This is a genomic window from Candidatus Neomarinimicrobiota bacterium (genome assembly GCA_016784545.1).
Taxonomy (GTDB): Bacteria; Fidelibacterota; UBA8477; order UBA8477; family JABMPR01; genus JABMPR01.
On record JADHUM010000001.1, the window covers coordinates 138,206 to 154,751 of the forward strand.

The 16,546-nt window shown below is 45.9% G+C and carries 11 protein-coding genes; 2 read left to right on the forward strand and 9 right to left on the reverse strand.

What is annotated here, in order from left to right:
- Nucleotide 1 precedes the first annotated feature (1 nt).
- The 8 genes from ISR87_00570 to ISR87_00605 all read right to left on the reverse strand — a co-directional run bounded on the left by ISR87_00570 (nt 2) and on the right by ISR87_00605 (nt 9,326).
- Nucleotides 2-952, reverse strand: a complete 951-nt coding sequence (locus tag ISR87_00570) for a hypothetical protein (GenBank protein MBL7023918.1) — start codon at nt 950-952, stop codon at nt 2-4.
- Nucleotides 949-2,319 (reverse strand): sigma-54-dependent Fis family transcriptional regulator, encoded by a 1,371-nt coding sequence (locus ISR87_00575; protein MBL7023919.1) that lies wholly within the window; start codon nt 2,317-2,319, stop codon nt 949-951. Before ISR87_00575 ends, ISR87_00570 begins: the two co-directional genes overlap by 4 nt.
- 2 nt (nt 2,320-2,321) lie before the next feature.
- Nucleotides 2,322-3,734: a sensor histidine kinase gene (locus tag ISR87_00580; protein ID MBL7023920.1), complete on the reverse strand. Its 1,413-nt coding sequence runs from the start codon at nt 3,732-3,734 to the stop codon at nt 2,322-2,324.
- Nucleotides 3,735-3,885: 151 nt separating this feature from the next.
- The gene (locus tag ISR87_00585; GenBank protein ID MBL7023921.1) at nt 3,886-4,230 is read right to left on the reverse strand and encodes a P-II family nitrogen regulator; all 345 of its coding nucleotides are present in this window, start codon (nt 4,228-4,230) and stop codon (nt 3,886-3,888) included.
- A 15-nt stretch (nt 4,231-4,245) separates the two neighbouring features.
- Entirely contained in the window at nt 4,246-5,535 is a 1,290-nt protein-coding gene (locus ISR87_00590) for an ammonium transporter (GenBank protein ID MBL7023922.1), read from the reverse strand.
- Nucleotides 5,536-5,555: 20 nt separating this feature from the next.
- Nucleotides 5,556-6,155 (reverse strand): hypothetical protein, encoded by a 600-nt coding sequence (locus ISR87_00595; GenBank protein ID MBL7023923.1) that lies wholly within the window; start codon nt 6,153-6,155, stop codon nt 5,556-5,558.
- A 216-nt stretch (nt 6,156-6,371) separates the two neighbouring features.
- Nucleotides 6,372-7,901 (reverse strand): hypothetical protein, encoded by a 1,530-nt coding sequence (locus ISR87_00600; protein ID MBL7023924.1) that lies wholly within the window; start codon nt 7,899-7,901, stop codon nt 6,372-6,374.
- 39 nt (nt 7,902-7,940) lie between these two features.
- Nucleotides 7,941-9,326 (reverse strand): phospholipase, encoded by a 1,386-nt coding sequence (locus tag ISR87_00605; GenBank protein ID MBL7023925.1) that lies wholly within the window; start codon nt 9,324-9,326, stop codon nt 7,941-7,943.
- Between the two features lie 474 nt (nt 9,327-9,800).
- On the opposite strand from ISR87_00605, the gene ISR87_00610 reads away from it, so the two are divergent.
- Both ISR87_00610 and ISR87_00615 read left to right on the forward strand, forming a co-directional pair.
- Nucleotides 9,801-10,988, forward strand: coding sequence for an efflux RND transporter periplasmic adaptor subunit (locus tag ISR87_00610; protein ID MBL7023926.1), 1,188 nt, complete (start codon nt 9,801-9,803; stop codon nt 10,986-10,988).
- A gap of 24 nt (nt 10,989-11,012) precedes the next feature.
- On the forward strand, nt 11,013-14,123 hold the full coding sequence (locus ISR87_00615) for an efflux RND transporter permease subunit (GenBank protein MBL7023927.1): 3,111 nt from the start codon (nt 11,013-11,015) through the stop codon (nt 14,121-14,123).
- 132 nt (nt 14,124-14,255) lie between these two features.
- Here the strand turns inward: ISR87_00615 and ISR87_00620 are convergent, their stop codons facing one another.
- Nucleotides 14,256-16,319: an AAA family ATPase gene (locus ISR87_00620; GenBank protein MBL7023928.1), complete on the reverse strand. Its 2,064-nt coding sequence runs from the start codon at nt 16,317-16,319 to the stop codon at nt 14,256-14,258.
- Nucleotides 16,320-16,546 lie beyond the last annotated feature (227 nt).

A 16,546-nucleotide genomic window follows, 5' to 3' on the forward strand; every position in this document is an offset into this window, starting at 1 on the left:
ATCAGGGAGATTGATTCAACTCCTCATTGATTTCTTCCAGCAAGGCTTCATACTCACTGAGCTTCTTTTTTAGATAATTCAAATCTTTGCCTGAGCGCTCTTCCAGAGACATCTCCCGGGCATCGTCCCTGGGAACATTTATACTTACCAGATCAATGCTTTCGGCAGTTATTTCAGTGGCCATATCTAATCCACCCCTGTTGTCATAGAATTCACTTGCAGCATCAGCAGTGGACCATCCAAAAAGCTTCTCTGAGTTTCCACTGGCGTCTCGCTGCTGTGCATCCTGGTCTGCTTCCATCTGTAGACCAAGATCCTCATGAAAACTGGCTAATCTGTGGGCGAGTTCTTCTTCTTCCTCACGATCATTTCTAATGGAATCCAACTCAAAGATTTTTGCCTGTAGCAGTTTTTTAATGTCGATGAGAATGATTTTGCGTTGTTCGGGATTTCGCAATTGAAGGTTTAGTATCTCTTCATAATCAGGAAATAATATGGGGCCGAATCTATCCATAACATTCTGCCAGCGACCAATCTGTAAATTTCTGATTCCCTGTTCAACAGGAAGGACTCCATCAGTTTCATAGTCATCTAACAGGCTTTCGTAAGCATGCCTCAAATCTTCAATTTCAATTCTCTGACGTTTCTGCAAACCATTTAACTCACTATCAATTGCCCTTACAGAGTCGAGGAGAACCAGCTGTCGCTTGCTGTAGTTGGCCAGGAGATATTTATTGAACCAGGCATTGTACCAGACCGAGCCCTTTTGAAGGTGATCAACCGTGTTTTTAATGACTATTTGCTCGTTGGCGTAATAGCCCCTTTCAGCCTTCAATTGAGAAATACGGGTGTTGGTTGACATGTAGGCCTGCCAGGCGTCATTCAAGTCTTGACCGAGCATGGGTACGACAAGCAGGAGAAGCAACAGGAGTCTGACCCTGAGAGACATCATGAGTCCTCCCTGGATTGGTTGTTCTTGCCACCGAATTCTTCGAAAAGATCGTATTTTTCCATTTTGTAGTAAAGTGTGCTGGTTTTGAGTCCCAATTTTCGGGCAGCCTTCTGTTTAACCCCTCGTGCCCAATTCAAGGCATCGCGAATCAACTCTCGTTCGGTTTGCTCCATAACCTCATTGAGTCTGCCGCTTGATTGTGTTGATTTTCTGGGGGCGTTTTCAAAGTAAATCTGTTCAGGAGTTATAGCTGGACCCTCACTGAATATGAGGAGACGCTCCAGGAAATTCTCCAGCTCACGAATGTTGCCGGGCCAGGCGTATTCACCAAGCTTGGTCATGGTTCTATTACCGATTTCCGGGACATCCCGCTTGAGTCTGCTGCATTTCATTTTCACAAAATGGAACACTAGAGCGGGGATATCCTCTGGTCTTTCCCTCAGTGATGGAATGTTCAGAGGTATTACATTCAGTCGAAAGAATAGGTCTTCCCTGAACTGCTTTTTTTCCATGGCGGATTGGAGATCACGGTTGGTGGCGGCTATTACTCTGACATCCACTTCGATCTGTTCAGTACCGCCAACACGCTGGAAGCTCTGGTTCTGTAACACGCGTAAAAGTTTGACCTGGAGTTGGGGCGAAATATCACCGATTTCATCCAGGAGAATGGTTCCCCCATGGGCCTGCTCAAAAATACCCTTGTGTTGCCTCACAGCCCCGGTGAATGCGCCTTTTTCATGGCCAAATAATTCGCTTTCTAATAAAGTGTCCGTGAGAGCACTGCAATTGATGGCAACCATCTCCTGACTGGACCGAGGACTCTCAAGATGGAGGGCCCTGGCGATGAGCTCCTTGCCAGTACCGCTTTCACCTGTGATGAGAACCGGGCTATCCACAGCTCCAATCTGTTTGATCTGAGTAATCAACTTTTGCATCTGCTCTGATTTCCCTACCAGGCCATGGAAGCCGTCAGGAATGGAATCTACCTCTGGTCTGGCAGGAGTTTGATCTTCAAAAATGTGGGCAACTTTGGATTTCAGTTCATCGATGGAGAAGGGTTTGGCGATAAAGTCTCGAGCACCCAATTTGAGTGCATTGACTGCCAGATCAATGGTACCAAAAGCAGAGATCAGGATGAAGGGGGTATCAGGGGATTGATCCTGAAATTCCTGGAGGAGATTCATGCCTCCCTTGCCAGGTAGTTTCATGTCTGATATCACCAGATCTGGTTTGAGTTCACGGAACATCTGAGCCCCGGCATGGCCATCTTCAGCAGTGTGAATTACATAGCCCTGAAGTTTCAATACCGTGGCAATACCTTCGCGCATGGTTTTGTCGTCTTCAATGACTAGAATCTTTGGTTTCACAGCTATTTCGTACCCTTCCGAGGGAGATTCATTCTAAAAACGGTGCCCTCTGCATCACTCTTTTGGACAACTATTGTGCCACCCAATTCCCCCACGATGCTCTGGACGATGGATAAGCCCAGTCCAAAGCCACGATCTCGAGTAGAAAAATAGGGTTCAAATATGCGCTCTCGGTCCGCTTTGGGAATACCGGTTCCAGTATCAATAAAATCGATTCCCAGGGTACTGGGACTGTCATGAATCTGAATCATGGTCTGGCTGTTTTTTCCAGATGCCTCCAGGCCATTCCTGATGAGATTCAGAAACACTCGATGCAGCTTGGAGCGATCAGCCTGGATGTCAGCATCACCATCCAGATGAATCGTCTGCTTAAGTGCTGTGAGTTCAGGTTGCAGAATCTGGGTGATATCCGTATAGATTTCTCTGATTGACAGGGTTTCAATGACACTCTTCAAGGGTCTGGCATAATCCAGATATTCCTGAACAATGCGCTTCAAATGCTGGAGTTCTTCAGTGATTTTTTCCAGATAGGATTTGTATGCTTCAAACTTTGCTTCTGGGGGTAATTGGGCCAACGCTTCACTGAGAAGACCGCTATAAATTTCCATACCACCCAGGGGATTTTTGATTTCATGGGCAATACCGGCCAGGAGTTGTCTCGCGCTTTCTTCCTGCTTCTGGATATCCCGATGCATGTCAATCAGGGATTGATTGAGGTCCCCAAACTCATCAGATCGATGAAGTTCCACCGGCTCAGAATTAATATTCGTCTGAATAGATCTGGCATAGCCTGAGAGGGCCCGCACCGGTTTGATCAGCGATCGAGAAAAGACCAGGGTCATGGCAGTGGCGATAAGAAAAGAAGCCAACATGATCCACAACAGGCTGCCAGCCATCTGATTGATGACTGCCATATAATTGGCACCGACCCAGACCACCAGAATCACCTGTGATCCCTGGTTGGTTCTGATAGGAATAGCTGCTGCCTTTACATATTTGTCCTGACCCAATTTATATATCTCTGAGACCACGGGTTCTGCATCATTTTTGAGGGAAAGCAGAGTTGGCAAAGCTGGAGACAGTTCAGCAATATTTTGTTTCAGTCGTCTATCCTGGGCCAGAATGGTCCCATCCTGGTTATAGAGAGTCAAGCCTTCAATACCAGGCACTGCTAATTGAGAGAGGGAGGCTTCAAGTTGTTGTCGAACACTTACCAAGCCAGGTTCCACGGCTAACATGCTGATGAGCTCCTGATCCAGAGTGGTTGCCATAATTCGATTGATCCGTTTAAGTTGATCACCCAATTCTTCTTCCAGAGCGACTCGGGAATACCAATAGAGGGGGATGGAAAGCAGGCTCATTGAGACCACCAGGACACCCAGTACCAGCATGATGACTTTTGGACTTAATTTCATTTCTTAGTCTGTCGCAAAGATTGGTCCATATTCAGGGTTCATAGACTTAAATCTAATTTGGTTCCCAAAATACACAAGAGCCCGCTTACTACGGGCTCTTGTTGAGGAGTATGCCGACCGGGGAGATCGACATGGTGCTACACGGTCTTATTTAGCCAATGGCATCAGGACCGGTTTCCCCCGTTCTGATGCGGATGACCTGTTCAATGGGGAGTACAAATATTTTTCCCCGACCCAATTCATCATGGTTGTTAGCCACAGTGGTAATGGCTTCTATTACCGCATCAACAAATTCATCATTGACGGCAATTTCCAAACGGACTTTGTTAAGCAGGGTTATTTCATGGGAAATCCCACGATATACCTCTGTCACTGGAATTTCCTTACCCTGTCCTTTGGCGTTGGTGACAGTAAACTTATATATCTGTCTTTTGAGAAGCTCTTCCTTGATGTCTGGAAGTTCTTCTGGCTGAATAATAGCAATAATTAGTTTCATTTTAATTCTCCTTCATCACTCTGCTGTAAAAATCTGGAATCCTGCATAAGCCTCCTCCTGGTGTTCACTAATATCCAATCCACGAATTTCTTCAGTCTCAGAAACACGCAGAAAATTTAGGGCTTTGAGGATGCTAAAAAGTGCAAACATCGTTGCAAAACCCCATAGTGAGATGGCAATAGATCCAATAATTTGCGCCATCAGGGGGTGTCCACCGAATATTCCGGTGGCAATTCCACCCCAGAGACCTGCCAGACCATGCACAGGCCAGGCTCCTACGGGATCATCAATACGTAATTTTTCAAGGAGTAGAATACCTAAAACCACTAATATCCCAGCTATTAAACCAATTAGGATGGCTTCAAAATTGGTGACTGAATCACAATTGGCAGTAATGCCAACCAGCCCAGCCAGAACCCCATTTAGCGCCATAGAAAGATCAGGTTTTTTGTATCTAAACCAGGCAAATGCCATGGCCATGAGACCACCTGCAGCCGCTGATAGGGTTGTATTTACAGCAATCATCATCACTGCGTTTGTATTGTCTATGCCGACAATGGCAAGTTGACTGCCAGGATTAAAGCCATACCAGCCGATCCATAGTATAAAAACACCCAGAGTTGAGATGGTAAGACTATGACCAGGCATAGCCCTGGAGCCACCATTTCGTTTAAATCGGCCCAGGCGAGGTCCTAACACAATGGCACCTGCCAGACCAGCGAAGCCCCCCAGGGCGTGTACGATGAGGGAGCCAGCAAAATCGTAAAACCCCAGAGCGTCCAACCAGCCTCCGCCCCACTTCCAGTATCCGCTAATTGGATAAACCAATCCCGTCAAAACAATTGAGTAAATCAGATAGGCAGAAAATTTCATGCGACCTGCAACAGCACCAGAAACAATAGTTGCTGCCGTGGCAGCAAAGGCAACCTGAAATAACCAATTCATCTGAGGGTTAAGTACGCCAGCTCCAGGTTCACTTGCTTCTCCAATAAAGCCAAAACCCGAAAATGAGAGAATCCCATTTCCATCAATGGGGTACATTAAGCTGTAACCAATGACATAAAACAGAAGCGCCCCGGCACTGAGGTCAATTATATTTTTAAAAAGGATGTTGACTGTGTTTTTAGCGCTATTCAAACCAGCTTCCACCATGGCAAAGCCGGCTTGCATAAATAAGACGAGGACTGCGCAAATAAAGAGAAAGAGGTTATCAATGGCATAGGCCTGTATGGCATCTGATGAAGCCATAGCAAAAGAGTTCAGGCCAAGCACCAGGAATACAAAATAGAGGTGTCGTTTTTTCATTTAATATTTCCTCGGAAGGCTTAGAGGCTAAATCCAAAGATCAGGAAAGAGGTTTCCTGTTCCGGATTCAATATGTATGAGATAGTATAGATATCGCGAGTCGCAGATATACCTAGGCTGACCACCCCAAAATCAGGGTCATCACCTACAGTATAAAAACCATTACCCATACCCAGGGTCACAGGTCCATAGCCCAACTCCACATAGGCAGAATTATCATCATCACCACTAAGGTTATAGGCCACCATGGATGTAACAGCTCCCAGATCCATGCCTGCGCTCAGTTCAATTATATGGTTATCCTGGTTGAAAATATCATCACTACCAGAATAGGCAGGGAAGAAGTAGTCTGTGACAGTCAGACCTACAGGTCCGATGCTGGTTGATAGATATAGATCATTCTCGTTACCACCGGTAGCACCACTGGTTGACCAGGCACCCCAGGCGCCCACAGTCACCACTCCGTTGGCATATTCAATAGATGGCTGCACTGATGCTGAATTCCCATAATCTGTCCCACGCCATACATATCGATTAACAACATCTACGCCGATGCTCATCTGACCAAAAGCAAGGCTTCCAATTCCCAACATAACCAGCAAATAAATTGTCTTTTTCATTTTCTTTCCTCTTTAGCTCCCTTAAAGATTTAAACCAATTTCAACCAACAGCCATAATTAATAAGGCAAAATGCGAAAAATCAATAAATATTTTATCTGTTTATTGATTAAACCCTAAATATTTGTCGCGTTTGTGTGAATGTGCCTAAATAGTTAAGCTGTATGTGTATTTATACTTTGATTGTTACTGCAATGATGCCTTTTAGAACAAGGGGGCTATTCCTGTAAAAAGATATGCCAGTCAGGCCGTTTCCAACTGATGAGCAATTCATCCACATTTGACTTTACCACTTGATGTTGTTTCTCAAAACCATCATAGAAAAGCACGTAATCCAGCTGCTGATCTGGTTTTCCATACTCTTCACTAAATTGCTGCATAATGACGTTACCGGGGGTAACAACCCTTTGGCCAATGCTTGTGGTTTGAATGTTGAGACCATTTTTTCCCTGGATAGGTTCATAGGCTTTGAGAACGAGCTCGGAACAGACCAGGGCAGAGTCTGTACGGAAATCGAAGTTTAAATCATAGGGTTTGCCATAGGAGGCAAAGGCGTAGGATATGGCCCGGGCTTTTGCTTGTTTTGAAACATTGGGTCTTAATACAGCCACACCGTCGCAGGTGAGCGTGGTCTCCAGACTATTCAAGATGACACCCGGCTTTAGTGCCTCGATTACCTTATGGGGGTTTCCGTCTACAGAGAGTGAACAGCTTTTCTGATACAAAGGTCCATAAAGATTGTCAAGCAGCTCCTCAAAATTGCCATTAGCATCACCCTGTTCCATGACCCAGGCCCTGGTTTCAGCATCTGAAAAATAAGTTCCCCGTTGTTCTGGAGTAGCGATATAGAGAGCAGTGTGCGTCCAGAAACCGGGCAAGCCCAGATTGGTCAAAGCCCATTCCCTGCGTGTAAATATGATATCTCCTGGTTCCAGCTGAGGTTCAATCTCCTGTATTTCTTTAAGCGTCATAAGGCTTTCACCTAAGCGCCAGACTTTCTTCCCGCCCATAAAACTAGCAACCTCTTTTTGGAGGGGTAGCCAGAACTCAAATGCCGCTTCCTGCATCAACTTCCAGCCATTCTCAAGGGTCATTGCGGTTCCGCTACCTGTACCCATTTCATACAGATATGCTTCAGAAGTCTCTATTTTGGACATATGCTCAAAACCATGAGGAACCTTTGTTTCCTCCATAATCGCATCCAGGGCTACAAACTTTGTCGCCAGAAAAACATTGAGGAAATGATATTTGAACTGTCGGTAAAGATTGGCCTCCAGACCATGCTGGGGGTATGCCTCGTTTAAATAGGTATGTATGTTCTCATTGTTTTCCACAAGGTCCAGGAATTCCAGGGCATAACGATATTGTGTTACAAAGGCCAGATAGAAACAATACATCGCTTCTCTATTGGAGGACCTCCCTTCCTTCAGAAATGTTGAGGCATGATTCTGCTGAATATGGTCCAGTTGGGCCAGATAATCCAGCAGGCTACCCCATGTATTTAATAGAGCCTCCTTTTCTTCACGCTCCAGGGTCAGCGTTTCACCACCCGGCACCAGGCCCCAGGGTTCAGCTTTTTCGCGAGAAAACTGAAGTAAAGTTTCAAGACCCTGTTCACAAACCAGAGTGGTAGATATGTCTTCTTTAATGGTGTTTGATGTGGTTATATCCGGAAAGGTAGAGACACAATTTTGTGGCAAGATACCAAGGACCAAACCTAAGGCAATTTTTTTAAGAATCTGTTTCATTTAGCGCTCCTCTCCTCACTCTGTATTTTTTTAAAACACCTAATATGTAGACAATCCTGTGAATTCCTGAATTCTGTACAAGACTGATTTCAGCAGACCTGCATCATTGAAGGTTGCCACATCAGTTGTATAGTTTTCCCCTTGATTGTACCAGAGCATATCCAGATATGCATCTATTTCCTCAGCCATGTCTGTATTTCGGTCCAACTGCAGGAGGATATTTGCTTCCAGATTATAGTTATCCAGATTCTTGCGAGTCATATTTGCCGAGCCCAGGATCACAACATGCTGTCCCTCCTGCTTTTTAATGAGAGATACCTTAGCGTGAAATTGCTCCCCATGGGTATGGAACCATCGAATGTCAATTTGCCCCTTTGATTTTCGCAGGAGTTCCTTCACCACAGGACGATTAGGGGTGCCATTATGGTGAAATCCAAATCCGTCTTTATTGGGATCCAGAATTAAGCGTACAATCACCCCCCGATCTGCTGCATGCAGCAATGACTTCACAATTTTCCGATTCGACATATAGAACATGGCTATTTTGATCGTATCATCTGTAGTGGAAGCCTCAAAGTGATGCAGGAGGGCATTGCGAATCTTCCCTTCGGTTATCAGCTGAATTGAGCTTCCAGTTTCTTTGGAAACACGTTGCGGAGGGATTCTGGTGAAGAATTCCCCGGAAAGTTTTGAATCAGAAAATTGAGCCAGACCCATTTCAGAGTCATAAATATCTCGCCAGAGCTCACCCTTCACCAGCACACCAATATTGGAGAAATCAGCAGAAGCACTATGAGGATTGGCAGACGTGATAATGGAGACCATTTCATCCCCGCAATCTGCTACAAATATTTTGCGGTGATTGGCCTTCAAATTTAGAAAGGCCAGATAACTCCTGAGGGTCACCCGCGGCAAGTCTCCATCAAAAATATTGGTGAGAAATCCGGATTCAGCCGTATTCCCCAGCCATTGAAAGCCAGTTCTCCAAAGCGGACTGTAGAGTGGATTGCTATCTCTGAGCTTTGTCAAATCTGAAACGATGGTATTGATACCTGCCTGCTGCATGGCTTCCAGTTCCGGGAGCTTGACGCCACCATAGAGAGTATTCACCGGATCCGTTATAAAATCTATCTGAATATCAGGGATCGACTGCTTTTTCTGTATCAGGAGTTTACTCAAATCGGCAGACAATTCATTCAAACTCCAGGCAGCTGGTCCTTTATGGGAATTAAATAGAAACATATCGATGAGGATGTATTTTTGAGCTGAATCAATATAGCTAAAAACCGTATGGAAAATCTGCTGCTGGTGTTGTGTTTCACCAAGACTGTCCCTGAAAGTCAGATCAACCAGGAATTCCATGCTGGAGTCTGCAATAAAATGCTCATCCCCCAAGTAATTCACCCCTGGGGGAAGTGGTTTCACGCCCTGAAAAATGGCGACCACACTCAGCCATCCCAATATGATATATGTATACAACATTGTTTAAAAAAGTTATATCCAATTTACCAGATGCTTTAGTTTTAGCAACTGCTATTGGCATACCTATGCCTTGAGTCTGTTTATTCCAAACACAATTGGAGTAAGAAATTTTCGCCTTCGGTGTATCGGCAGTCCCCGGCAACACTATATCATATTTATATATCCACTATATCTAATTGATTAGAAAGTAAGTCTTTGGTATAACAATTGCTGAACTTATTCCACTGTAGGTGCTTATAATACAGGATGTTAAGTGTGCTTCGAAGATGATTGGCATACCCCTTGTCACTATAAACCGCATGACATCTGCTATGACACTCTTGTTCTTTTGAAAGTTCAATACTTTTTTTGAACATTTCCGAAAAGAATTGATTACTTACACAGCAGAACTAAAAAAAGAACGAATGGGTAAAATATATGAGCACATCCACTATTTATAAAAAGCGCTGGTTTCGTGTTGGAAGCGCACTCTCAATTCTGGGTATCGGTGTTGCAGCCTTTGTCATCCTGTCCGCCACAAAAGAGGAAGCCAAGAAAAAAGAAGCGACTCAGCGTGTACGCCAGGTAGCAACGACTCCCATGCACTATGCCGATCATACCCTGCAAATCCATGGTAATGGCAGCATTGAAAGCCAGCAGCTCCTGGATCTGGTATCCTTTGTCGGTGGAGAAGTGGTCTATTCTCGTGGCGATTTAAAATCAGGTCTGTTTGTAAAAAAAGGCGATATCCTCCTCAAAATTGATGACCGTGAGGCTCAGAACCGTACTCTTCAGGCTCGTTCTGGTCTTATTAATGCCATCGTTTCCCTCATTCCCGAACTCCGCGGCAATGCCCAGGATGCAATCTATAAAAAATGGAATAGCTATCTGGAACAACTCAATATGAGCACCACACCTGAGCTGCCGCTCATCACTGATGCCCAGGAACGCATTCGAGTATCGATGCACAACATATTCAATCAACACGCCACCGTGAAGAATACTGAGATTACACTGGGCAGACACACCATCCGAGCACCCTTCGATGGATATCTGGTGAACGATGGCGTCATTGCAGGAACCTGGATCTCACCAGGACAGGTAGCCGTTTCCCTGATTAACCCCTTTTTGCTGGAGATAGCTGTACCGCTGGCACTATCTGAACTTGAGTTACTCTCAGATGTACTGGTACCCACAGCCATTGTGAGTCCGTCCGAAGATTCAGGCAAACACCTCAAGGGGATATTGCGTCGTCAAAATGCCCACATTGATAAACGCAGTCAGACCGTGACCATCCATATCGAGCTTACTAATCCCAAATTGGATCCAGCCTTTCTGCCAGGCAATTATATGGATGTATTTATTCAGGGGAAAAGGCTCCTGGATGTGGCCCTGCTTCCCCGCGATGTCATTGCACCTGGATCCTATGTGTACACCATGGAGGATTCTCTCCTGGCCAGATATCCTGTAGAAATCGTGGCGACGGAAGGAGATTCTCTCCTCATTGCCCGGGGTAAAGTTGCCCATGGCGCTCAGGTTGTCACAACCCTGCTCCAGAGTCCAATCATTGGAATGCGCATTGCACCCCTGGCAGAAGAAGCAACAACAGATACTGCTTCCCAATAATTTGACGAGGAAAGAGACATCCCCATGTTAAAGAATTATCTCGAGTTTTTTACTCGTCACTCCAAAATCACCAACTGGATCATGATTGTCATCCTCCTGGCCGGTGCCGTTTCGCTGACATCCCTGAATGTCCGGGTAATGCCCAAGATGGATCTCCAGGGGGTTCAGGTAAACATCCCTTATCCAGGCGCTTCCGCACGGGAAGTTGAAGAAGGTATCATTACCAAAGTTGAAGAAAGTCTCCGCGGACTTGAAGGTCTGGGGCGCATTTATTCAGGCAGTCAGGACGGCTATGGCTGGGTTTACATTGAAATTCTACCCAGTGTGGAAATGATCAAAGCCATCGATAAAATTCGTAATGCAGTGAACTCCATCGCCACCTATCCCACTGATGCTGAGAAACCTGTGATATACCAGGACACCATGTGGCAGCGGGTGGCCATGATCACCCTGTATGGTGATACTGATCTCCTTACCTTGAAACGCATATCTGATGAATTTCGAGACGAATTGACTAAAACTGGGGCCGTGAGTCTCATCAGGTCTTTTGGTACGCCGCACCGAGAAATCGTCGTGGAAGTATCGCCTACCAATCTGGAGCGTTATGGTCTTACAGTCGGTGACATCGGAAACTCAATCCGGGCTGCCAATCTGAACATTTCTTCAGGCTCTATTCTCACCAACCGTGAACGCATTCAAATCAGATCCTATGAAAAGAAGTATCAGGCGGAAGAGCTGGAAAACATACCTGTGATTTCAAGCATTGATGGTCAACAGGTCAGTCTCAAAGAAATCGCTTCCATCCGCGAACAATGGCCAGAAAACTGGTTTTATGAGCAAACAGATGGCCAGCAGACCATCGATCTGCATGTCATGTATAGCAATGACGAAGATGTGCTGGATATCGCCAAACTTATTGATGAAAAGATCATTGAAGTGGAGGCTCGCTATGGTGGCCTCATCCATATTGATCAATTCATCCGCGATACTGATGAGCTGGAAGAGCGCATACTAACACTGATCCAGAATGGATTTATAGGTCTGGTTATGGTGCTCATCATTCTCAGTTTCTTTCTCAATCTGCGGCTGGCCTTCTGGGTCGCCCTGGGCATCCCCATCAGCTTTATGGGCACCTTTTTTGTCCAGTGGATGATGGGTATCACCATCAATGAAATGAGTCTGTTCGGATTGATCCTGGTGCTGGGGATTCTGGTGGATGACGGGATTGTCATCGGTGAAGCCATTTTCTCCATGCGAGAACGGGAAGGCAAGTTGGGAATTGACGCTGCTGTTGCAGGAACGTTGGAGGTCATCAAGCCCGTGACGATCTCGATCCTGACCACCATGGTAGCTTTCATGCCCTTCTTTGCCTTATATGGTGACCTGCGAAATTACACGTGGCAGATTGCTTTCGGCATCGTGGTCGCCCTGGGTTTTTCACTGGTTGAAGCATCCATGATTTTACCCGCTCACCTTGCTCACAGCAAAGCCTTAACCAAACCCCCAGGCGAAGGTGTTTCCAGCCCCATGCGACGCAAGTTGGAAGCGAAAATCAATCATTTTATTGAAAACGTCTATGGACCCTTCTTAAAACGGATCATGAATTACCGTTGGAGTGTCGTCGCCGCCACCGTGGCTGGAATTTTGGTTATGGCCGGCGCTTTTGCCGGAACCCATATCAAGGCTCAATTTTTTCCGGATATTGAAGCACCCTACGCCCAGGTTCGCATTGAATTGCCCCTGGGCATCAACACGGATATTGCCAATCAGATTCGGGCGGAAGCCATTGAAAAGGCTGTGGCCTTTGGCGTTAGCAAGGCTCAACCTGTAGATGGGTATGACAATGCAATTTTGAGTCATCATTCCTGGATGAATGGCAATACCATCAGCATCTTTATGTCCCTCATTCCTGCCAAGGATCGCGAATATACGGTGAAATCATTTTCCGATGAACTCAGTGAGGCTCTCGGTGAATTCCCCGATGCTGAAAATGTCCAGGTAGGCAGCTTCAGTTTTGGGGGAAGTCCAATTTCGGTGCGTTTCCTCTCCATGGATATGGATGAGCTGCAAAAAGCCAAGGACCTGCTCAAGGAAGAATTAAAAACCATCGATGGGATCAAGGATATTCGCGATGACACACCATTGGGTACCAACGAATTTGTTGTAACCTTGAAACCCAAGGGTGAAGCATTGGGACTCACGCTCTATGATGTTTCCAGCCAATTGCGCCAGGGCTTTTACGGTCAGGAAGTCATGCGACTCCAACGTGGACGTGATGAAGTCAAGATCTGGGTGCGGTTCCCGGAAGCAGATCGCCAGAGTGTCTCACAGCTGGAGAATTTAAAAATTCGCACACCTTCGGGGAGCTTTGTTCCCTTTAAGGAAATTGCCAGTTATCACATGCAGCGCAGTTTGCAAAGGATTCGCCATGAAGACGGATTCCGAGCTGTTTCCATCCACGCCAATATGGACTACACCAAGAATGACCTGGCGGTTGTCCAGGAGGAGCTAAATGGCAAGATCATTCCCTGGGTACTGTCTCAGGTAGATGGGGTTACCACCGCTTTTGGTGGTCAGAATGAATTTGTCAGGAAGTCCACAGAATCCATTCAATTCACCCTGATCCTGGCTTTTGTGATCATGTTTACCATCCTCATGTTCCTCATGAAATCCTACGCCCAGTCGTTTCTGGTTCTTGGTTTGATTCCCCTGGGAACCGTTGGTGCTGTTGCAGGACATGCCATTATGGGATTACCTGTTTCATTCCTGTCATTTCTGGGGATCATCGCCCTGGGCGGCATTATCGTTAATGATTCAGTGGTGTTGATTGACCGATATAACAATTTGAAACTAAAGGCTATTCCCCCTGCTGAAGCTATCTATATGGCGGGCAAGCAACGGTTTCGCCCCATTGTTATGACCACATTAACCACAGCAGCCGGTCTAGCGCCTCTGATTTTTCAGAAATCTGAAGGGGGGCAATTCCTGGTGCCCATGGCCGTATCTGTGGCTTTTGGGGTGGTCTTCGGAACCTTCCTGACCCTGCTCATGCTCCCGGCAGTTTTACTGGTGATTGATGAGGATCTACCTGTAATGCGTGCCAAGGTTTTCGCCTGGTTCAAAGGTTCCAATTAGATACTGGCAGTCACATTCATCTTTTTGATCAATAATAAAAGCGATACTGGCATAATTGTCAGGATCGCTTTTGTGTTCATGCTGGTCAAGGAATGGATTAAAAATCGTATCCTTGTTGGAGGCAACATACTCTTAGGAGCTGATCTCCAAACCTGCCTTCCCCTCTCGTATCTTGATTACAGTGGCCTCGGGATTGGCCAGAACATACTTGGAGATTGGAGCCAGAATCTCCTGTTTCACTAACCTTTTCAGAGGGCGAGCACCATATTCAGGCAGATAGCCCTTCTTGGACAGATAGCCATGCACCGAGGGATCTATTTCAACGGTAAAACCGCCTTCAGCTAACAATCTCACTGCCAGAGCCAGTTGGATATCGACAATTTTTTGGATTACTGCTGCTGAGAGATCATTGAAAGTCAGGATCTCATCAATACGGTTAATAAACTCAGGGCGAAGAAAAGACCGAATATCATCAGATGGTATGTTTGAGGTCATCACAATTATTGTGTTTTTGAAGTTGACCTGTCGCCCCTTGGCGTCAGTTAAATGTCCATCATCCAATATCTGTAACAAGAGATTCAATACATTGGGGTGGGCCTTCTCAATCTCATCAAACAGAATGACTGCATAAGGGCGGCGGCGAATTTTCTCTGTAAGCTGGCCCCCTTCTTCATAACCCACATATCCTGGAGGGCTTCCAATTAATTTTGCAATGGCGTGTTGCTCCATGTATTCACTCATGTCGATACGAACCATAGCTCGTTCATCATCAAACAGGACTTTAGCCAGAGATTTTGCCAGTTCCGTTTTCCCCACACCAGTATTGCCCATGAATAAGAAAGAACCCAGGGGACGATGCTGGTCTGATATACCCAGTTTGGACATGCGAATCACATCGGCAATCTTGCCCACCGCTTCATCTTGTCCTACTACCCGTTTCTGGAGTAGTTTCTCCAGATCCAGTAGTTTTTCCTGCTCACCGGCCAACATTTTTGTTACTGGAATACCGGTCCACCTGGATACGACCTCGGCGATATCTGTCGTACTGACTTCCAACTTCAGAAATCGACTATCAGCCAACTCCTGTGTCAACACCTCCACCTGTCGTTCAAGACCGGGAATCTCCTCGTACTGGATTTTGGCAGATCGCTGATAATCCCCATCTCTCTGGGCTTGTTCTGCTTTTTGCCCAAGTAATTCCAGGCTGCCCTTTAAGGCTTGTATCTCGGCGGCTTGTTTTTTCTCGGCCTCCCAGACACCACTTAATTCCTGTAGTACTCCCTTAAGCGTATCAATCTCAGTTTTTACTTCTTTGAGTCGTGCACGTGAACGCTCATCTCGTTCTTTTTTAATAGCCTCGCGTTCCACTTCCAGTTGAATAAGTTTGCGCCGAGCATCATCAATCTCTGCAGGTGCAGAGTTCATTTCCATACGGATCAGAGCTGCAGCCTCATCCATGAGATCCACAGCTTTATCGGGTAAAAATCTATCGGAGATATAGCGATCTGACAGACTGGCCGCTGAGATCAACGCTGAGTCCTTGATATGCAGACCATGATGAAGTTCATATTTATCTTTTATACCCCTCAAAATGGTGACGGTGTCTTCCACAGTAGGTTCTGCAATGTATACCTGCTGAAACCGTCGTTCCAGGGCGGCGTCTTTCTCGATGTATTTCTGATACTCACCCAGGGTGGTAGCTCCAATAAGTTTCATGCGTCCCCGGGCCAGTTCTGGCTTGATCATATTGGAAACATCCATTTGCCCTTCGGCATTACCAGCACCTACGATCATGTGGAGCTCGTCAATAAAGACAATTATTTTGCCGTCGCTATCGACCACTTCTTTGATAAAATTCTTCAAGCGCTCTTCAAACTGACCACGATACATGGCACCAGCCACCATGGCACTCAAGTCCAGGGTGATGAGCTGTTTGTCTTTAATGTTTTCAGGGACATCGCCCTCAATAATACGGCGCGCCAGCCCCTCTACGACTGTGGTTTTACCTGTGCCAGGATCGCCAATAAGTACCGGGTTGTTTTTGGTCCTTCTGGACAGAATCTGAATGATGCGACGAATTTCGTCTTCTCTTCCGATGACAGGATCTATGCGTCCTTCCCGGGCCAGTTTGGTCAGGTCGATTCCATATTTTTCGATGGGGTTAACGTTCTCTTCAGGATTTATAGTTTGGTTCATTGTGTGCTCCTCAATTCAATGTGACGCTTAATAGCGAAGGTCATGCCAGCAATAAATATCTGTCAATACGGCAGTTAAGCTTATTTATTTTGAGTTTTTTTATGTGAACTATGGTGGATTGACAGGAAATGCTCTAGAATGCTCTGCCAAAACTGCAGAGTGCGCTGGAAATGATTTGAGTGATCCGCGCTGAGTAAAATTGGTAAAGCCTAAATTATTACTAGATT

Excerpts from the sequence above, each read along its gene's own strand:
- ISR87_00580 (MBL7023920.1), bottom strand. The coding sequence starts at position 3,734 with ATGAAATTAAGTCCAAAAGTCATCATGCTGGTACTGGGTGTCCTGGTG.
- ISR87_00585 (MBL7023921.1), bottom strand. The coding sequence starts at position 4,230 with ATGAAACTAATTATTGCTATTATTCAGCCAGAAGAACTTCCAGACATC.
- ISR87_00595 (MBL7023923.1), bottom strand. The coding sequence starts at position 6,155 with ATGAAAAAGACAATTTATTTGCTGGTTATGTTGGGAATTGGAAGCCTT.
- ISR87_00615 (MBL7023927.1), top strand. The coding sequence starts at position 11,013 with ATGTTAAAGAATTATCTCGAGTTTTTTACTCGTCACTCCAAAATCACC.
- ISR87_00620 (MBL7023928.1), bottom strand. The coding sequence starts at position 16,319 with ATGAACCAAACTATAAATCCTGAAGAGAACGTTAACCCCATCGAAAAA.
- ISR87_00590 (MBL7023922.1), bottom strand. The coding sequence starts at position 5,535 with ATGAAAAAACGACACCTCTATTTTGTATTCCTGGTGCTTGGCCTGAAC.
- ISR87_00570 (MBL7023918.1), bottom strand. The coding sequence starts at position 952 with ATGATGTCTCTCAGGGTCAGACTCCTGTTGCTTCTCCTGCTTGTCGTA.
- ISR87_00610 (MBL7023926.1), top strand. The coding sequence starts at position 9,801 with ATGAGCACATCCACTATTTATAAAAAGCGCTGGTTTCGTGTTGGAAGC.
- ISR87_00600 (MBL7023924.1), bottom strand. The coding sequence starts at position 7,901 with ATGAAACAGATTCTTAAAAAAATTGCCTTAGGTTTGGTCCTTGGTATC.